The organism is Prevotella marseillensis, assembly GCF_900625065.1.
GTDB classification, from domain to species: Bacteria; Bacteroidota; Bacteroidia; order Bacteroidales; family Bacteroidaceae; genus Prevotella; species Prevotella rara.
In genome coordinates this window covers 1,534,641-1,552,928 of record NZ_UYXY01000001.1, presented here as the reverse complement: position 1 = coordinate 1,552,928, position 18,288 = coordinate 1,534,641, and the positions used below count along the sequence as shown (strand labels likewise).

General features: G+C 40.0%; 17 protein-coding genes, 1 tRNA gene and 1 riboswitch. Of the genes, 9 read left to right on the top strand and 9 right to left on the bottom strand.

Going from position 1 to position 18,288, the window contains the following annotated elements:
• Nucleotides 1-291 precede the first annotated feature (291 nt).
• Nucleotides 292-432 carry a hypothetical protein gene (locus EJL04_RS16335; protein ID WP_164511728.1) on the bottom strand — a complete coding sequence of 47 codons (141 nt, stop codon included), beginning with the start codon at nucleotides 430-432 and terminating at the stop codon, nucleotides 292-294.
• A gap of 464 nt (nucleotides 433-896) precedes the next feature.
• Here EJL04_RS16335 and EJL04_RS06515 point away from each other — a divergent pair, with 464 nt between their 5' ends.
• Together EJL04_RS06515 and recQ are read left to right on the top strand one after the other, a co-directional pair.
• Nucleotides 897-1,580 (top strand): GIY-YIG nuclease family protein, encoded by a 684-nt coding sequence (locus EJL04_RS06515; RefSeq protein WP_125104437.1) that lies wholly within the window; start codon nucleotides 897-899, stop codon nucleotides 1,578-1,580.
• A gap of 241 nt (nucleotides 1,581-1,821) precedes the next feature.
• Nucleotides 1,822-3,639 (top strand): DNA helicase RecQ, encoded by a 1,818-nt coding sequence (gene recQ, locus EJL04_RS06510; protein WP_125104436.1) that lies wholly within the window; start codon nucleotides 1,822-1,824, stop codon nucleotides 3,637-3,639.
• 92 nt (nucleotides 3,640-3,731) lie between these two features.
• Here the strand turns inward: recQ and EJL04_RS06505 are convergent, their stop codons facing one another.
• Nucleotides 3,732-4,031, bottom strand: coding sequence for a glutaredoxin-related protein (locus EJL04_RS06505; RefSeq protein ID WP_125104435.1), 300 nt, complete (start codon nucleotides 4,029-4,031; stop codon nucleotides 3,732-3,734).
• Nucleotides 4,032-4,439: 408 nt separating this feature from the next.
• Between EJL04_RS06505 and EJL04_RS06500 the strand changes: the two genes are divergently transcribed.
• The 3 genes from EJL04_RS06500 (at nucleotide 4,440) to EJL04_RS06490 (ending at nucleotide 6,332) form a co-directional block, all read left to right on the top strand.
• Nucleotides 4,440-5,036, top strand: a complete 597-nt coding sequence (locus EJL04_RS06500) for a YqiA/YcfP family alpha/beta fold hydrolase (RefSeq protein ID WP_125104434.1) — start codon at nucleotides 4,440-4,442, stop codon at nucleotides 5,034-5,036.
• Nucleotides 5,037-5,100: 64 nt separating this feature from the next.
• Nucleotides 5,101-5,637 (top strand): GNAT family N-acetyltransferase, encoded by a 537-nt coding sequence (locus EJL04_RS06495; RefSeq protein ID WP_164511727.1) that lies wholly within the window; start codon nucleotides 5,101-5,103, stop codon nucleotides 5,635-5,637.
• Nucleotides 5,610-6,332 (top strand): nitroreductase family protein, encoded by a 723-nt coding sequence (locus EJL04_RS06490; protein ID WP_241209954.1) that lies wholly within the window; start codon nucleotides 5,610-5,612, stop codon nucleotides 6,330-6,332. Before EJL04_RS06495 ends, EJL04_RS06490 begins: the two co-directional genes overlap by 28 nt.
• A 199-nt stretch (nucleotides 6,333-6,531) precedes the next feature.
• On the opposite strand, the gene trxA is transcribed toward EJL04_RS06490, so the two are convergent.
• The 7 genes from trxA to EJL04_RS06455 form a co-directional block, all read right to left on the bottom strand.
• Nucleotides 6,532-6,834 carry a thioredoxin gene (gene trxA, locus EJL04_RS06485; RefSeq protein WP_021855594.1) on the bottom strand — a complete coding sequence of 101 codons (303 nt, stop codon included), beginning with the start codon at nucleotides 6,832-6,834 and terminating at the stop codon, nucleotides 6,532-6,534.
• Nucleotides 6,835-6,995: 161 nt separating this feature from the next.
• Nucleotides 6,996-8,012 (bottom strand): iron ABC transporter permease, encoded by a 1,017-nt coding sequence (locus EJL04_RS06480; RefSeq protein ID WP_125104432.1) that lies wholly within the window; start codon nucleotides 8,010-8,012, stop codon nucleotides 6,996-6,998.
• Nucleotides 8,009-9,139 carry an ABC transporter substrate-binding protein gene (locus EJL04_RS06475; RefSeq protein WP_125104431.1) on the bottom strand — a complete coding sequence of 377 codons (1,131 nt, stop codon included), beginning with the start codon at nucleotides 9,137-9,139 and terminating at the stop codon, nucleotides 8,009-8,011. The genes EJL04_RS06480 and EJL04_RS06475 overlap by 4 nt, the downstream gene beginning before the upstream one ends.
• Nucleotides 9,132-10,247, bottom strand: coding sequence for a YncE family protein (locus EJL04_RS06470; protein WP_125104430.1), 1,116 nt, complete (start codon nucleotides 10,245-10,247; stop codon nucleotides 9,132-9,134). The genes EJL04_RS06475 and EJL04_RS06470 overlap by 8 nt, the downstream gene beginning before the upstream one ends.
• A 12-nt stretch (nucleotides 10,248-10,259) precedes the next feature.
• A complete protein-coding gene (locus tag EJL04_RS06465) occupies nucleotides 10,260-12,248 on the bottom strand; it encodes a TonB-dependent receptor plug domain-containing protein (protein ID WP_125104429.1) in 1,989 nt (662 codons plus the stop codon).
• A gap of 40 nt (nucleotides 12,249-12,288) precedes the next feature.
• Nucleotides 12,289-12,473, bottom strand: a riboswitch (cobalamin riboswitch).
• 186 nt (nucleotides 12,474-12,659) lie between these two features.
• Nucleotides 12,660-13,466: a hypothetical protein gene (locus EJL04_RS06460; RefSeq protein ID WP_021855599.1), complete on the bottom strand. Its 807-nt coding sequence runs from the start codon at nucleotides 13,464-13,466 to the stop codon at nucleotides 12,660-12,662.
• 29 nt (nucleotides 13,467-13,495) lie between these two features.
• On the bottom strand, nucleotides 13,496-14,251 hold the full coding sequence (locus EJL04_RS06455; protein ID WP_125104428.1) for a nitrilase-related carbon-nitrogen hydrolase: 756 nt from the start codon (nucleotides 14,249-14,251) through the stop codon (nucleotides 13,496-13,498).
• 118 nt (nucleotides 14,252-14,369) lie between these two features.
• Here EJL04_RS06455 and EJL04_RS06450 point away from each other — a divergent pair, with 118 nt between their 5' ends.
• The 4 genes from EJL04_RS06450 (at nucleotide 14,370) to EJL04_RS06435 (ending at nucleotide 17,382) form a co-directional block, all read left to right on the top strand.
• Nucleotides 14,370-15,644, top strand: coding sequence for a replication-associated recombination protein A (locus EJL04_RS06450; RefSeq protein WP_021855601.1), 1,275 nt, complete (start codon nucleotides 14,370-14,372; stop codon nucleotides 15,642-15,644).
• Between the two features lie 15 nt (nucleotides 15,645-15,659).
• On the top strand, nucleotides 15,660-16,613 hold the full coding sequence (locus EJL04_RS06445; RefSeq protein WP_125104427.1) for a D-2-hydroxyacid dehydrogenase: 954 nt from the start codon (nucleotides 15,660-15,662) through the stop codon (nucleotides 16,611-16,613).
• Nucleotides 16,613-17,230, top strand: coding sequence for a trimeric intracellular cation channel family protein (locus tag EJL04_RS06440; protein WP_125104426.1), 618 nt, complete (start codon nucleotides 16,613-16,615; stop codon nucleotides 17,228-17,230). Before EJL04_RS06445 ends, EJL04_RS06440 begins: the two co-directional genes overlap by 1 nt.
• A 78-nt stretch (nucleotides 17,231-17,308) precedes the next feature.
• Nucleotides 17,309-17,382 (top strand) — tRNA-Arg (locus EJL04_RS06435).
• Nucleotides 17,383-18,288 lie beyond the last annotated feature (906 nt).

Below are 18,288 nucleotides of genomic sequence, written 5' to 3'. Positions count from 1 at the left end.
CGTCATTACTGCAGCCGCATAGACAACTAATGCCAGGATTTTGTGTCTTCTGATAAAGAGAATCAATTCTTCAGTAAAATCTTTCATATAATATGGGTTAAATACGCAGCAAATATAGTCTGTTTTGTTCATATTGCCAAATCCTCTTTTGTCGTGTCGCTGTCCGATGCTGTTCGGCGTAAAGGCATTTCAGGCGTTTTCAAAGAGCTTAAAGCCTTATTTTTTACTTTGTTTTAAATAGGCATTGATTATCTGATAGTTACGTCGCTTGCTGTTATGTTGCGGCGTAACTTATATGCCGTCATTATTTTTATGATTTATTAACTCTTCCTTTTCTCCTTTTGACTGTATAGGCCGGTTTTTGTTGCCTGCATTTTTACCCCATTTTTGTTTAGCTGCTCGCGACATATCCCGACGCATCAGTTTTGCCATTAAAACTCATTTGTTTGTGCCTAAAAACTCAGTCACTTTTGCATCAAAAGTGGCCGAGTTACGACTCAAAAACAATAGGTTAATGATTTGAAACCTATGGGTGTTGTTTTGCTTACGGTCTGTACTAAATTGATCTTCATTTCTCTTGTTTGTTAACGAAAAGTATATATTCTTGTTTCAAATTTTTGTGCCTTAAAATGATTGAGGAGGGTGGATGATTTGATATGCTGGATTAGTTTGTATAATGAATTAGTTTTCTTTGTTCGATTATTCCTTGGAATAATAATATTGTGTTTTGAATTTTATCTCGATAAATTTTTGTATTTTTGTATTTTGAAATAAGGACATTATGAATGTTTTGGTATATTCTGTTTTTAGTTATATAAAAACTGATTATATGTTGTTTGATTTTAATAGAACAATATTGGTACAAGCCTGATAAAGGCCATTAATGTGTAATGATTATGGAGAAAAATGATTCTGGCTTTGTTTATATATTAACCAATCCAAGTTTTAGAGAAGATTGGGTAAAGATTGGTAAAAGTTCACGTCCTGTAGATGTTCGGAGTAAAGAGCTTGACAATACTGCTGTGCCTTTACCTTTTGAAATTTATGCAACTCTCAAGACTAGTAAATATGCTAAAGTTGAGAAACAGATACATAAACAAATTGACCGCCTGACAGATTTAAGGATAAGACAGAATCGTGAATTCTTTAATATTGCACCGTCTGTTGCTTTAGATATTATGCGTGATATTGCTGATTTGCTTGATGATGCTGAGTTGTATGTGTACGTTGACGGCAAGCCAGTGATTAGTAAGAGTAAGGATGAGGATAAGAAGATTGAGGCTGAGTCGAAAGAAAAACAACGTAAGGCACCAAAGCCACCATTTAAGTTTCATATGATTGGCCTTAATGTAGGCGACACTATAATTTTTGATGCTCTTCAACTTCCTGTAAGAATAGCCAGCGATGATAAGATTGAGTATGAAGGACGGTTGTACAGTTTATCAGCTTTTACGGCAAACTTTTTGCCAGAAGAAAAACAAAACTCATCCGGTGCATATCAAGGTCCTAAATATTTTAGCTATAATGGCAAAATATTAAGTGACTTGAGAAATGAAAAGGAAGATTTTTTATTAAAATAATAATATAAAAGAACATTTAAAACTGGAACTTTTGGAAATATTGATTATAAATCAAAAGGTTCAGTTATATAATGATTATATGGACTGTGAAAGGAATGAAAATATTTTCAATTTTGTCGCATAGTTATTTTTTTCGTATCATTCCTTATATTTAGTAAGCATGGCATAATGTTCACGTGTTCGTAATTAGAAGTGATATTTTTAAAGTGAGATCTTTTTAATAGAAGATGTGTAAAAATAAATGGAAGCATTAAAACAGATATTGAAATCATATTTCGGATATGACAGTTTCAGACCGATGCAGGAAGAGATAATAAAGAATGTGATACAAAAGAAAGATTCTTTAGTGCTTATGCCTACAGGCGGCGGAAAGTCGATATGCTTCCAACTGCCGGCGCTGATGCTTGAAGGTACGGCTGTGGTTATATCGCCTCTGATATCACTGATGAAAGACCAGGTGGAGGCACTGCGTGCAAACGGAATAATGGCTGCAACACTGAACAGCGGTAACGATGAGGCAACAGACAGAGTGATACGCGAACAATGCAGACAGGGAAAGATAAAACTGCTGTATATTTCGCCTGAACGCTTTATGACAGAAATAGTATGGATAGGACAGATGATGAAGGTGTCGCTGTTCGCAATAGACGAAGCTCACTGCATATCACAATGGGGACACGACTTCAGGCCTGAATATGTACATCTTGGCGTGTTGCATGAACGCTTTGCCGATGTACCTATAATAGCATTGACTGCTACTGCCGACAAAACGACAAAGGCAGACATAATAGACAAACTGAACCTACGCGATCCACAAATATTTGTAAGTTCGTTTGACCGCCCCAATCTTAGTCTTGATGTAAGGCGCGGATACTCGGCCAAGGAGAAGCTGAACACCATATTGGACATAATAGACAGGCATCCTTATGAGAGCGGGATAATATACTGTCTGTCGCGTAAAGAAACAGAGCGGCTTGCAGGGAAGCTGAAGCGTGAGGGCGTTGCAGCCGGAGCATATCATGCCGGACTGGAGATGGAAGAGCGCAGCAGAATACAAGAGGACTTTATAAAAGACAAGATAGACGTAGTGGTGGCAACGGTGGCTTTCGGCATGGGCATAGACAAGAGCAACGTGAGGTATGTGATACACTATAACCTGCCTAAGAGCATAGAGAGCTTTTATCAGGAAATAGGACGCGGAGGACGCGACGGACTGCCCACGGAGACGGTGCTGTTTTATAACATAGGCGACCTTGTAACCCTGCGCAGCTTTGCCGACGAGAGTGGACAGAGCGAGCTTAACAACGAGAAACTGAACAGAATGCAGGAGTATGCCGAAGCACAGGTGTGCCGAAGGCGCATACTGTTAAACTATTTTGGTGAGGTGAGCGAACACGACTGCGGCAACTGTGATGTGTGCAACAATCCTCCGCAGCATTTTGACGGCACGATGATAGTGAAGAAAGCACTGTCGGCAATAATGCGCACAAAAGAGTGTATAGGCTTTACTACGACGATAGACATTCTGCGCGGCATGATGTCTGCCGACGTGGCGGCAAACAGATATGATCTGCTTAAGACTTTTGGAGTGGGGCACGACGTTCCGGCACGCGACTGGCGCGACTATCTGTTGCAGATGCTGCAGATGGGCTTTATAGAGATAGCATATACCGAAGACAAGCATCTGAAGGTTACGATGCTGGGACGTGAAGCATTGTTTGGCGACAAAAAAGTGGAGCTTGCGATGATTAGGAGAGAGGACAGACGGAAGAATAAAATCAAGCAGGCGCAGCAGGAATTGCCCATGCAGTATAGTAATGGCGATAAGACGGAAGACCCGGCCCTGTTCAGTGTGCTGCGTAAGCTGAGGCAGAATATTGCAGAAGAAAACAACTGGCCGGCGTATGTGGTTATGTCTGACAAGACACTGCACGCCCTTGCCAAAGAAAAACCCACAACGCTGAATGCCTTCAGCAACATATATGGCATAGGCGAATATAAACTGAATACCTACGGCAAGAGATTTGTGGATGTGATAAAAGGATATGTCAATTCATGACGATGGTGGTGTCGGGAATGATGACTGCATATGTTATTGTCTACGTATCGTATTTGCGTAGACAATAACATAAAATGGGAACAAGGAGCGTTCTAGCATCCGCTTCCGTCAATGCTGCATGATTGTCCTTCTTCCTTTACAGGCGGCTGTAAGCCGGCTTTATCCGCACGGAATGTAATGGTGCCGTCTTCAAGAACAAAACATGGAATACCTACAGAGCCTACACGCTTCATGACATCGAAGGCTGGATTTTTGTCGCGCAGCCTTAGAAACTCTTTAAGATTTCTTACATGTTCGCCGATGTCGACGACTTCATATTTGTCGTTCCCCTTAACATGCTCTTTAACGTCGGTGCAGTCAGGGCATGTGTTCATTACATAAATTTTAATCATAATGCAAATGTTTTTAGTTTGACGAATAAATGTCATGGCATATAATGCCAATGACAAAGTTAAGGAAATTTACTTATATCAGTATGTGCTGCGGCGATAAATGTTGTGTAAAATATGAAATATATGTCAGAAACGGCCGGCAAGGATTACAGAATGTGAGGTTTGGCGGCAAATAGTATAAATGCATGTCGGCTGTAAGGCAATGAGCGTAAAAGCTGTAGCAGCAGTGTAAACTTATATGATATTGTGGCTTTGTGATGATGTATTTGGTTTTAATTTTGTACTTTTGTAAAGTGTAGAATATTTGCCGCTTAATGAATAGTGCCGGTTTGTGTGGTTTTCGTATAGAGAATCATTGGGCATTCATTTGTTTGTGGCATGTATAGTTTGAATTTTTCAATGACGAATATGGATAAAAAGATATTATTCCTTCACGGATTTTTTGCCAGTGGCCAATGTGTGCCGGCACTTAGTCTTAGAGAGGCTCTAAAGGGAAAGGCTGAGGTGATAACGCCCGACCTGCCGATACATCCAGATGAGGCCATGGCGATGATTAAAGACATCTGCGACAGTGAGAAACCTGACGTGCTTGTAGGCAACAGTTGCGGGTCGTTTTATGCACAGATGGCTGCCAACATAGAAGGCATACCGGCACTGCTGGGCAATCCGTATTTTATGATGACGGAGTTTCTGAAAACCAGAATAGGTGAGCATGAATATAAGTCGCCGCGCCAAAACGGCAGGCAACGTCTGGTGATTGACAAGAAACTTATCTGTGAATTTTCCGAGATGGAAGCTGTTCAGTTTGAGTGCTGCAAGGATGAAAACAAGGAACGGATATGGGGACTGTTCGGCGAGAATGACACTCTGGCGCATTTCGAACCGTTGTTTATGGAACATTATAAACATGCTTATCATTTCCCGGGAGGACATACACCTACGGCAGATGAGGTGAAGGAATGGTATGTGCCGTTGGCTGAAAAAATGCTGGTACAAAATTTATAGCTGTAAATGCTAACGGCAGGAAGGAAAGTGTTTCTTATCTTGACAGATGTTAATAATTGATATTATGAGGACAGAAAAGATAACCGCAGAGAATGTAGACAACGTGCAACTGAAAAGTCTGTATGAGAGTGCGTTTCCGAAGGAAGAGCGTATACCATATGATGAGTTAAAAGGGCTGTTGGGAGTTATGCCCATAGACTTTATGGCATATTATGACGAAGACGTGTTTGTTGGCTTGACGATGGTTCTTAACCGCAAAGATTTTAACTGGGGCTGGTATTTCGCCGTAAGGGAAGAGCTGCGCGGCAAGGGATACGGACAGCATATTCTAACTGCATTGAAGGCAAAATATGCAGACAGACGACTGGTTATAGATATAGAATCGCCATGGCAGACAGACTGCAACAACAAGGAGCAGCGTTGCAGAAGATATGAGTTTTATAAGCGTAACGGATTCCGCGACACCCAGACGGCAAAGAGTTTTGAAAGTATTGACTACACAATTTTGTTGCTGGGGGAAGGAACGTTTACGCAAAATGACTACGACAGCATAATAGATGATTTAAGAAAGTTTTGGAAGAATCTGCCAAAGGAGGACTGATGATGACGATAGATGAAGCTATAAAGCAAAGGCATAGCGTGAGGGCTTATAAGAACATGCCTCTGACAGACAACGATGTGAAACTGCTTGAGGGTAAGATAGAAGAACTTAATGCCATGGGGCATCTGCATATGCAGCTGATACAGAATGAGCCTAAGGCTTTTCATGGTATGCTGGCAAAGTATGGCAAGTTCAGAAACGTTAACAACTATATCGTTATGGCAGGAAAGAAGGCAGATGACCTTGATGAGCGTATCGGCTATTATGGTGAACAACTGGTGCTGGCAGCGCAGATGGCCGGGATGAATACCTGTTGGGTAGGATTGAGCTATAAGAAAGTGCCTGGAACGTATGTGCTTGATGATGATGAAGCAATAAAAGCCTATATTTCGATAGGCTACGGCGAGACAAACGGCGTGTCGCACAAAATAAAGCGCATGGAGCAGGTGAGCAATGCTGACGGGGCAACTCCTGAATGGTTTAAGAGTGGAGTTGAGGCCGCCTTGCTCGCTCCTACAGCAGTGAATCAGCAGAAGTTTTATTTTGAGTATGTTAGTGCCGACGGAATAAATCCTGCAAAGGTACGTGCAAGGCGTCAGTTCTCATTGGTAGGTTATACTAAAATGGATTTAGGTATAGCCAAACTGCATTTCGAAATAGGAGCAGGCCTGGAGAACTTTGTGTGGACAGAATAAGTATAGATATTAAATGCTTATAACACAGATGGACCGACGGCTAGTGGAGGTAGCTCAATTGTCTGTGGACTTATTATCAAATTTTAGAGCTAAGACCTTATGACATTATAATAAAATAAGTCCAAACCGATTATTGACTTTTGTCGGTTTGGACTTATTCTTATCAGTTGTGCCAACTACAGCATTGTATCTGCGATGTTTATTGATTCAAGAACGGATCGAGAAGAGCCATCAAATCTGATTTAGACATTGCACCACTTTGTCTGTAAAGAATTTCTCCATTTCTGAAGAGCATAAGAGTGGGGACTGATTGTATGCCATAGCGTCCGGCTGTATCATTGTGTTTGTCAACGTCAACCTTAATGATACGTATCTTGTCGCCGAGAGTTGCCTTAACTTGTTCTAATACAGGGTGCATCATTTTGCATGGACCACACCATGTGGCAAAGAAGTCTACTAGGACGAGACCATTGCCGGATATTACGTCGTTAAAAGTTTCCATCGCTTTTCGTGATTAAATTAATAACTTATTTGTAATTCTAACAAGCAAAGTGTGTGCCAAGCTGGCGTATGTAAACGGGCAACAGAGCTTCAGGTATTTCGTTTTTGTATGGATGAGGTTTATTTTTCTGTAATAAATCATCATGCTACATACACTGGCTGTTATTGATGTCTCCCTTTGATGATTACATAAATGATAACTGGTGCGCCCATTATTGGGGTGACAGCATTAAGGGGTATGATGCCGTTGTCGCCAGGAAGAACGCATATTATGTTGCACAGAAGTGATATGGCTGCTCCGGAAAGAATAGTGCCAGGTATGAGATAGCGGTGGTTGTCTGTCTTAAGAAGCATACGTGCTATATGTGGAACTGCAAGTCCGATAAATGCAATAGGGCCACAATAGGCGGTGGTAACAGCGGTAAGAAGGCCTGTTACCAATAAAAGGCAATTGCGCAACTTGATGGTGTTTATACCAAGATTTTCTGCATATTGTTCGCCTAACAACACGGCATTGAGAGGTTTAATGAGAAGCAAGGCACATATTAGACCTACTATTGTAACAGCTGCGAACAGAGGCATCTGAGCCATAGACACTCCTCCGAAGTTGCCCAATCCCCATATCATATATGAGTGAACGCCCTCTTCAGTCGCAAAGAAGTTGAGCAGTGATATTGCAGATGAGGATATATAGCCTATCATAATGCCGGTGATAAGGAGCATGACGTTATTGTTTACAAGATTAGAGAAAAACAATAATACAGCCATTACTGCCACAGCACCTACAAATGCGGCAATAAGTACTGCCAGAAATCCAGTAACAGAAACTGCTCCTGCCGTTATGCTTCCACCAAACAGAAGCATAACGAAAGCCACGCCAAGGCTGGCACCACTGTTGATACCGAATATAGACGGACCGGCAAGAGGATTGCAGAATGCGGTCTGAAGTAATAATCCGCTGACAGCTAATGCTCCACCGCATAAAATGGCCGTAAGAGCCTGGGGCAGGCGAGTCTGCAATATTATATATTTCCAACTTTCATTAACATCATCATTGCCGCTGAAAATATCGATAATGCTGTTTATCGGTATTTTCACGGCTCCATAGATGATGTTAATTACAAACAGAGCAATTATTGCCAAAGTTATTACAACAAAAAATCTGCAATATTTTTTCATTTTATATGTTCAAAGTATTTCGCTTTGCCAAGTTCGGTTATTTCCGGATGTGTTATTATGATGAAATCACGCAGCAACAAGTCTGGATGGAATGGGGTGTCTTCGTAGAACGTGTTACTGTAAGTATTGCATCCGAAGACCATCTTGTTCTTGAATGCCTTAAACTGTGAGTATCCGCTGTTTTCCGTCAACAATGATTTGTTGGTGGCTTTTTGAGGACTATTATATCTGATAAGCCAAATGTCGCTGTTGCCGGCTTTTTCGAGGACTATTTCAAAAGGTAGAGGTAGACTGCCGCTGCTCTTTTCGGCAGAAAAAGGATATGCCGCATTTGCATCAGCAATTATCTGTCCGATGGTGCTTTGTCCGCCAGGCACATACCATACAGAACTGTTTATCTTGTCGATAATTACAGAATGTCTTGTTTTGGCAGTTTTAGCAATTTGCTTGAGGCTGTTGTATTTTGTCTCAACGTCATTAAAGATGCTGTCAGCCTGTTTTTCTGCACCAAACAGCATTCCATAGAATTTCATCCATTCTGCTCTTCCCAATGCTGTAGTTTCCATGTAGTCAGCAGTTTCAATGATGGGCTTTTCCCACTCATTAAGACGTCCGTAGCCTCCGCTGTTCTGAAATGGTGAAATCAATATTGCGTCAGCGTTTATACCTATAATCTTTTCGAGTGTTGGGGTTATTCCGCTGCCGCAGTCAGCAATTTTGTTTTCTTTGCATTGTTGCTGAATCCATGGCAGATTAATATATTTGACATCACAAACCCCTTTGATGTTCTGACCTTTGCCAAAAGACATAATCAGGCCGCAGTGAACAGATGTCGTTACAACCGCACGTTGCAAAGGTGTTCTGACAATAGTGCCCTGTGGCAGATTGGCAGGCAGTTCTTTGTCTGACGGTACAAGGATGTATGTATGAAGTATTTTTCCTTTGTTCCAAGGATCGTTCAGGGTGACAACGTTGTAACCGTCGCATTTGATTATATGAAGCTGCTTGGCATATTTAAGTTCTAGGGTGTCACCGCTAAAAGATGTATCAGTGCTGTTACCCCGGCATGCGCACAGGGTAATCAGCACTGATATCAGTAAAGAGGTTATCGTTAAATTTTTATTCATAAACAACACCAGTATTGAATGCTATTGCATTAGGGCCAACTCCGGTAGAGAACATCTTAACGAAGGTTCCGTCTTCTTTGTACATGTTGACATAGCCATCTGTAGTATAGCTTGCATATCCGGTGTCAGGATTCTTGCTGTAAGAAGTGATAAACACATATCCGTTAACAGGGTCAACTCCAATTGCAGATGGGCTGAACGGCAGGTCGTCTGTTATGAATGTCTTAACTTCGCCGCTTGCAATGTTGTAGACGCTGTAAGTAGGAGTGACGGGAGAAACATAGCTGTAAGGAGCATTTATTACGTAGATGTTTTTCTTATCTGTCGCCATCATTGTTGCGTCGATAAGGTTTGTAACCTTCTTGTCTGCAGTAATCTTCTTTACACCGGCGCCATATTGGTTGTAATTAGAATCATAAAGACCACTGTCCATCACATAAAGTGTTCCGTCGATAACACTGATGCCAACAGGGTTTGTTATCAATGGGTCGGTGAGATTTGTAACGCTTCCATCGGTAAGGTTGATGTATGAAATAGAAGGATTTTGGCCATTGCCATAGCTGCTGTTTGCTACATAAAGCATATTGCCGTCTATAGCAATTCCCTCAGGATATGAACCAGCCTGATAAATCTTATCCAGATTTAAAGATGCTGTGTCGATTGCTGCAACGTAGCCTTTGAATGTTGACACATAAATTTTTCCGTTTCCTGCTGCAAGACGTCTGGGTGTCTCACCCTTGTCTGCTCCCATAACTTCGGTTGTCTTTATTGTTCCGACAGACACCATTGTGTTCTTGTTGACAACTTCAACTGTATTTTCGCCCGTTACAACAATATACATCTTGTCACCATAAATCAGTGCGTCATTAGGTGTTGTGCCAAGATTGCGTCCGTTGGCAGCCTGAAATACCTTCTGGGCGGCTGTCTGTGTAGAATAGTCTATAGATGTGATGCTGCCGCTGATTTGAGAACTCATGTTTCCTGAGTTGACAATGAAAGCACCTGTGCTGACATCAATAGGTTTCGGAACGTAATTATCGTCATCGTCGCTGCACGATGTAAATGATACGCATAATGCAATTGCTGCAAAACTTAAAAATTTTTTCATTTCTTTTTTTGATTAAAATTTATAATTTATTGAAAATTGATAGCTTATTCCCGGCATCGGATATGCCTTGACAATTTCGTATTGCTTGTTGAGAAGGTTCTTGATATCTCCTCGTAGGGTAATCGTGTTTTTGGCTATTTTAAACGATCTGAAAAGGGTTATGCCGGTTTCGAAAAATCCCGGTATGTTAGAGTCTTCATAATGTTCGTTATTTGAACTGCGGCTGCTCATACCGGTGCCGTGTACTGTGAGGTTTATCCATGGATTTTCGTAACAAACAGAAACGCTTCCAGAGTGTAATGGTGTGTAGGCAATCTGGTATCCATAATATGGAGATTCCGGATTAGTACGGTTTTCTGCATTCTGCAGGCTATAGCTGGCTGTAAGAGTTATCAAATGCTTGTCTGAAAACTTATGCATTACATTAGCCGTTGCGTCTAAGCCCAACACTCTTACCTTTCCGACATTTATGTTTGTCCATATAAACATATTGTATGGTACGGCAACTATTTTGTCTTTAACATGGTTGAGATATCCGTCTAATGTTATTTTGATATTTGTCTTTTTTGTGACATCTTGTAATAATGTGAATCCTATATTATATTGATCAGTGCTTTCAGGAAGCAGATTTGTGCTGCCGTAATGATAGAAATATGACTCATTGAATGTTGGTGCCCTGAATATATTTTTATATGATGCTCTAATATAAAAGTCATTATTTTTAAAAACTTTATATGAGAGTGACAGAGATGGTGAGAGTTTGCTCATGTCGCGTGCAGATTCTCCATATTCTGCACCATTGTAATATAGTGAAAGCAGCAATTTTCCGATGATAGACAGTCTTGCTGATTTATATTTAGCTGTAGCTGCCTGAAGAACGGTATGTCTAAATGGGTGTGTATCTGTTGAAAGGCTGCTGTTCATGTTGTTATAGCTGTAGTCGGCAGAATAGCAGAATGCCCAGTCTTTAAATGGAGTGTATAGGAGACTTGCAGATGTATAAGCTTCTCTTTGCCAATAATCAGCATCTTTTATGCCGTCGCTATATGAACCGTCTTTATATTTTGAAGCTGCCCAGTTATATTTTGCATTAACTTTTAAAGATAGATTGCTGCTGTTAAATGTGCGGTAGCCGATTTGGGCAAAGAAGTTCTGGTCTCTGAGCTCTTCATTGCTTATATTTGTGTAATATCTGACTTGTCCGGGCAGTTGTCTGTCGTTATCATAATAATATATTTTGCCGCTTAATTCATTGCGGGTATTAATGTTCCATATAAAATTAGTCTCACCATGCCCTGATTTCATACGACTGTTTGTGCGGCGCTCTTTTGTAACGACTGAAATATTGCGTAGCGTGAAAGGATAATCGTTTTCCGCATAGACGAATTCTCCAATTGCCGAGAAAGAAAATTTGTTTGAAAAATTCTGTTCGTATCTTATAAATGGACTAATATATCCGAATGAACCAACTTTCAGCTGAGTGGTCAGATGAGGAGCTGTGTCTTCTGTAGGAGACTTTATTGTCCTTATGTTAATGGATGCCGGTAAACTAGCATTTTTTGCGGGTATAAAAATGTCGTCATTATCGCCGATGACAAGCGACATGTTGTCAATGTTTTCTAAGGAATAGCGCGACAGGTCGATTTGTCCGCTCTGGCAGTCGCTAAGCATGATTCCGTCATAGCTAACGCCTGTATGCTGAGTGCCGAAACTTCTGACAGAAACGGTTTTCATACCTCCGGCACCACCATAATCACGTATGGTTATTCCGGGCATACGGTTAAGGGCATCAGCTATATCAGTGATGCCTGCAGTATTAAGGCTTTTGTTGTTGATTACATATAATGGCGATGTACTGGTAACTTCTTGCTTTTTTTTATTTTCTGTGACCACAACATCCTGCAACTGATATGTGTTATCAATTGTATCATTTTTTTCAGATTGCGCTTGAGCACAAAAAGGAACTGAGCATACCAGAACTAATGCCGTTATTTTTTTCATGTGTAAAATGTTTTATCAACAGCTTTCCTCGAAGCTGGTGGGATAAACTGTTTCAATGGCAGGTCTTCTGACTTATTGTCATAAAAGCAAACGCCTTCCCTATAATACACAGTGGCTATTTTGTTTGCTTCATAAACGACAAATTACAGCAGCGGGACTGTCAGGGATTTTCACCTTGTTCCCTTTTAATCATCGTATGATGAACCGATTGATTGTGCAAAGGTAATGATAATAATTATAATTTTAATAATAAAACAGTTAAAAAGATGATATGATACATTCCTTTTAATAGAAAGTGCGTATATATGTTTGGTAAATTGATGTGGTACGAAAAATAGCCATACCAGCGATAAGCACGGTATGGCTATTATATGATATTTACAATTGTGATGCTAAATGTATGCTTGTGTTTTAGTATTCGTCATCATCTGCGACATCTTCTGCTGTAAGATCGAGGTCTTCAGGATTTTCCTCGATTGTTGTTCTGTAGCTTTCTTCTGTCAGCTTATCTTCGTCGAATGCGTCATCATCATCGTCATTGTCATACTTTTCATCAATCTCTGGCAGATCCTCGTCGTCATCTTCGTCAGAATCGTATTTGCGAGAGTCGTCTGTTCCAAATTTAAGACGGGGCTTTTCTGTTTCGGGCTTAAGTTTTGCAAAAATAGCTTCAATCCATGCACCTTTTGAAATTTCCAATACTTCAAATCCGTCAGCAACTTTCTTTTCGTACATTCCGCCAACTTTATGTAATCTGTCTTTGGGTAAAGTTGTTGTACTTATGTCAAATCCGCTCTGTATGATATCCTGAATGCTTTGTGACAAAGAATCCCAACCTCCGCCAAAATTACGATCGATAACTTCAAGCAGTTTTGTTGCAGAAATATGGCGGATGTTCTCGTATGTTAGGTCTGTTACCCTTAATATAGGACGTTTTTTTATTCCTATTTTGACCTTCTGGCTTTCATCTACAGGCATTGTGCCAATCTGGAAACCGCGGGCTTCATACTTCTTGATTATTTCAGGGCGGTCTATCTTTATTTCTTCAACTTCAAATGCGCTTTTGATGATATCAATGTAGTGCTTGATGTTTTCTCTTATATCGGAGTCTTTTTCTGCAACTTCCAACATCCTGAAAACATCATTCTCCTGAATATCCCAAACGTTACTTTTGTTGATGGTTTTTAATGTAAGTGACTTCTTATCAATATCTTTCATATTTCTTTTTAATTAATTTCTTTTTATTTTTAAAATATATCTCTATCTGTCAGTATAGGAAACTTTGAACGATAATGATTCAGTTTGTCTAAATCAATTTCAGCAGTGATAGCCTGTTCTTTTTCGTCAGACTTGGCTAGTAAAGCGCCTTTGGGGTCAATGATGGCACTATTTCCGTTATATTGACATCTATCATCTTCCCCTGTGCGGTTACATCCAATTACATAACATTGATTTTCAATGGCCCTTGCTCTTAATAGGATGTTCCATGCGTCCTGCCTGTTTTGAGGCCAGTTGGCCACAAAAATTATAGCGTCATAGTCTTCTTTATATCTCATCCATGCAGGGAATCTTAAATCATAACAGGTCTGTAATAAAAAACGGAAATTTTTATATTTCGCAATTACTCTTTTGTCGCCTGCTGTATAGTATACGTCTTCTCCTCCGTATTTAAACAAATGGTGCTTGTCGTAGTAATAATATTCTCCGTCAGGCATTACAAAATATAATCTGTTTCTGTACTGCGACTGATGTGTCAGGATAGAAAGACTTCCACATATTGCACATCTGTTGGATTGTGCTGTTTCTTTCATCCATTCAAGTGATTCCTGAAAATTGACTTCAGCAGAATATTTTGCTGGATCTGTTATAAATCCTGTCGCCCACATTTCTGGCAATATGTATAAATCAGAGCCAGGATTATTGGATATAAGTTGACCTGCTACAACCTGATTCTTATCAGGCTGCACCCACTTGATATCCGTTTGGAGGATTGTAACTTTCACTATTTATTCTCGTTTTCAGTTTCTATGAATGCTGCAAAAGTAATATATTATCTTTTATTCGCAAGTTTTTAATAGATATTTTTTGCATAAATGACATATATTTTCTACTTTTGCATTTATGGTTAAGCCTTTAGCAGAGAGATTAAGACCCAAGGTTCTTGACGACTATATCGGACAGAAACATCTTGTCGGTAAGAATGCCGTTCTCCGTAATATGTTGGAAGCCGGAAGAGTGACATCTTTTATCTTATGGGGGCCTCCTGGGGTAGGAAAGACGACATTGGCCTTGATAGTGGCAAATCACCTAAAAGTACCCTTTTATACATTGAGTGCTGTTACAAGTGGTGTGAAAGATGTCAGGGATGTTATTGATAAAGCCAAGAATGCTGGCTTCTTCAATAATTTTACTCCTATATTGTTTATTGATGAGATACACCGCTTTAGCAAGAGTCAGCAAGATTCTTTGCTGGCTGCGGTTGAGAAAGGTATAGTTACGTTGATAGGCGCAACCACGGAAAATCCTTCTTTTGAAGTTATCAGACCATTGCTTTCAAGATGTCAGCTTTATGTGTTGAAGCCCTTGGAAAAAGAAGACTTGCTCGGACTTTTGCAGCGCGCTTTAAGAGAAGATGTTGAACTGAAGAAAAAAAATATAGAACTGAAAGAGACTAATGCCATTCTAAGGTATAGCGGGGGAGATGCCCGTAAATTGTTGAATATTTTAGAGTTGGTCGTTGATTCTGTCAATAGTGAAAAAATTGAGATAACAGATGAAACTGTAGTAGGGTGCTTGCAGCAAAATCCTCTTGCGTACGATAAGGACGGAGAAATGCATTATGATATAATATCTGCGTTTATAAAAAGTATTAGAGGTTCGGATCCTGATGCAGCGTTGTATTGGCTAGCACGTATGATTGAAGGTGGTGAGGACCCTAAGTTCATTGCTCGCAGACTTGTTATAAGTGCTTCAGAGGATATTGGCTTGGCGAATCCGAATGCGTTGTTGCTTGCCAATGCAGCATTTGATGCCGTAAATAAAATAGGATGGCCTGAGGGGAGAATTCCATTGGCCGAGGCAACGGTGTATCTTGCGACGAGTCCCAAGAGCAATTCTGCATATAACGGCATTAATCATGCACTTGAAGTTGTTGCCAGGACTGGTAATCTACCGGTGCCATTGCATTTGCGTAATGCTCCTACGAAACTTATGGCTGATCTAGGATATAGTGACGGGTATAAGTATTCACATGATTATCCGGAACATTTTGTTGAACAACAATTCTTGCCTGATGAACTTGTTAATGAGCGGATATGGCATGGGCAACATTCGCCCAATGAGGAAAAGTTGTATCAACGAATGTTGAAGTGTTGGGGAAACAGATTTAAAGAATAACAAAAATATATAACTATGAAGATTGTTGTTTTAGATGGATATAGTGTAAATCCAGGTGATTTATCATGGAACGGAATAAAAGAATTAGGTGATTTGACAGTATATGACAGAACGTCTCCTGATGATGTAGTGTCGCGTGCTGAGCAGGCTGATATCGTGTTGACAAATAAAGTTGTGTTGTCTGATGCCATAATGGCTAAGTTGCCTAATTTGAAATATATAGGAGTATTGGCTACAGGAGTCAATATTGTTGATATTGCAGCAGCGCGGAAACGTGGTGTCATTGTAACGAATGTGCCTGCTTATAGCACAGACAGTGTGGTTCAGATGACTTTTGCGCATATTTTAAACATTACCAATCGCGTTGCTCATTATTCAAAACAAAATCGTAATGGCCGATGGAGCAGTAATGAAGATTTCTGTTATTGGGATACGCCTTTGAATGAACTTGCCGGAAAAACTCTTGGTGTGGTTGGACTTGGTAGTATTGGATATAAGGTGGCATGTATCGCACGTGATTTTGGTATGGATGTTTTTGCTTTTACAAGCAAGAATTCTGCAGATCTTCCTGATGGTATCCAGAAGACGACGCTGGACGGACTTTTAGGTATCAGTGATATAGTAACGTTGCATTGTCCTTTGACGGAAACGACTAAAGAGATGATAAATAAGGCTACCTTAAAAAAGATGAAGAAAGGTTCGATATTGATAAATACCGGTAGAGGCCCATTGGTGAACGAGAATGACGTTGCAGAGGCTTTAAATGAAGGATGGCTCGGGGGGTATGGTGCTGATGTTATGTGTCAGGAACCTCCACTTGAGGATAATCCTATTTTCAGCGCCCCCAATGCCTATATAACTCCTCATATAGCATGGGCTACTTATGAGGCTCGTGTGCGTCTTGTTAATATCGTGACCTCTAATATTAAGGCTTTTCTTGACGGTAAGCCGGTAAATGTTGTCAGCTAATGAATACAGTGCAGCTTGTTATAGAGTTTTTGGGAACATTCGCATTTGCTATATCTGGTATAAGATGGGCGGCGTTTAAAAACTTTGACTGGTTTGGAGGGTATGTTGTAGGGTTGGCCACGGCAATAGGAGGCGGTACAATTCGTGATGTTATGCTTGGCGTAACTCCTTTTTGGATGACAAACTCTATATATATAATATGTACGGCGGCAGCCTTGGTGCTTGCTATAATATTTAAGAAGGCTATAGTAAAGTTTTCTAGTACATGGTTCCTGTTTGATACTTTGGGACTTGCACTGTTTACTATAGCCGGTATACAAAAAACATTATATGCAGGCTTCCCGTTTTGGGTCGCAATCATAATGGGGTGTATCACAGGCGTGGCCGGAGGTATTATTCGTGATGTACTGATAAATGAAGTTCCGCTGATATTCCGAAAGGAGATTTATGCTGTTGCGTGCATATTAGGCGGTTTTGTATATCAGATATGTTATTATTGGGGATTAAATTTGGAGATTATTGTTATTTCAAGCTTTGTAACTGTTGTTGTTGTAAGGCTTATGGCTGTGAAATATCATATTTCTTTGCCTCATTTACATGAAATGGAAGAAAAATAATAGTTTTTCATTAAAAAGATACGGAAAAATTTTGCTGTATTAGAAAATATGCGTACCTTTGCATCGCATTTAAGAAATGGTCCCGTGGCTCAACTGAATAGAGCATCTGACTACGGATCAGAAGGTTACAGGTTTGAATCCTGTCGGGATCACAAATTAGGCCACCTTAATAATTGGTGGCCTAATTTGTTCGTATAAAGGGTTCTGATGCTTGTGCTTTCTTTTGGGGACAATAGAAATTTAGGGACAGTAGAAATTTAATTGGGATTTTTTGTTGCAATTCCATAGAAATCCCGACCATTTGCAATATGGAAACGAATCAATTGGAAGTGTTAGCTCGCCTAGTGCTGCCTTCAGAAATACTGATTCTGTTAGTATAGTAAGTGTTGAAGAATCTTCGACAGAGATTCATATTCACCTTGATGAATTCAGAATTATTGCTCTTTAGAATCGCAAAGCTCTACGGATATCCCATTAAATTTCTACTGCACCAAAATTGCCTGCAAGAGGTGGCTTTTGGGCTTGTAAAAGGCTACTTTTGGGGTGATAAAAGATGGCATTTTGCGTATTGTACTCATAATGTGATATTTAATCAATTTGAGCCCAACAAGGCATCGGCTAAAAGTGCATAAGTTGTAATCGTCCTATTCATGTGCGTGTTTGAAGTTAGTTCGGTAAAGTGGTTATAAGGCTATGAATTTGCAAGGTTGTCTATTGAAAGCATTGACTGGCAAAGAAGGGTTAATTGTGTTTGAATTTTCAGAATGTGCCAAAATGAAAATATACAAATAGGGACATTGTTTCACTTTTCGACAAACGGCACGGACATTTGAGGTGACGTTACCTGTCGTTACGACTATATGTTTTTCAGACCTTAGTCTGCTTCAGAGGCAAATTTCTTTGAAAAACTCGTCAATTATATAATAAAGTTCTATAATTTTGTTTTCGATAATCATCGTTGCATCTTTTTGTCGCTATTTGATTTTTACCTATAAGGATGCAAAAACAATTGAGTGATTACCCAATTTGTCTCTAATTAGAGTGTCGTTAGGTGAAAT

Coding starts and splice junctions, on each gene's coding strand:
- EJL04_RS06495 (WP_164511727.1), top strand. CDS start 5,101: ATGAGGACAGAAAAGATAACCGCAGAGAATGTAGACAACGTGCAACTG.
- EJL04_RS16335 (WP_164511728.1), bottom strand. CDS start 432: ATGGCAAAACTGATGCGTCGGGATATGTCGCGAGCAGCTAAACAAAAA.
- EJL04_RS06450 (WP_021855601.1), top strand. CDS start 14,370: ATGGTTAAGCCTTTAGCAGAGAGATTAAGACCCAAGGTTCTTGACGAC.
- EJL04_RS06465 (WP_125104429.1), bottom strand. CDS start 12,248: ATGAAAAAAATAACGGCATTAGTTCTGGTATGCTCAGTTCCTTTTTGT.
- EJL04_RS06515 (WP_125104437.1), top strand. CDS start 897: ATGGAGAAAAATGATTCTGGCTTTGTTTATATATTAACCAATCCAAGT.
- trxA (WP_021855594.1), bottom strand. CDS start 6,834: ATGGAAACTTTTAACGACGTAATATCCGGCAATGGTCTCGTCCTAGTA.
- EJL04_RS06475 (WP_125104431.1), bottom strand. CDS start 9,139: ATGAATAAAAATTTAACGATAACCTCTTTACTGATATCAGTGCTGATT.
- recQ (WP_125104436.1), top strand. CDS start 1,822: ATGGAAGCATTAAAACAGATATTGAAATCATATTTCGGATATGACAGT.
- EJL04_RS06470 (WP_125104430.1), bottom strand. CDS start 10,247: ATGAAAAAATTTTTAAGTTTTGCAGCAATTGCATTATGCGTATCATTT.
- EJL04_RS06440 (WP_125104426.1), top strand. CDS start 16,613: ATGAATACAGTGCAGCTTGTTATAGAGTTTTTGGGAACATTCGCATTT.
- EJL04_RS06480 (WP_125104432.1), bottom strand. CDS start 8,012: ATGAAAAAATATTGCAGATTTTTTGTTGTAATAACTTTGGCAATAATT.
- EJL04_RS06460 (WP_021855599.1), bottom strand. CDS start 13,466: ATGAAAGATATTGATAAGAAGTCACTTACATTAAAAACCATCAACAAA.
- EJL04_RS06505 (WP_125104435.1), bottom strand. CDS start 4,031: ATGATTAAAATTTATGTAATGAACACATGCCCTGACTGCACCGACGTT.
- EJL04_RS06500 (WP_125104434.1), top strand. CDS start 4,440: ATGGATAAAAAGATATTATTCCTTCACGGATTTTTTGCCAGTGGCCAA.
- EJL04_RS06445 (WP_125104427.1), top strand. CDS start 15,660: ATGAAGATTGTTGTTTTAGATGGATATAGTGTAAATCCAGGTGATTTA.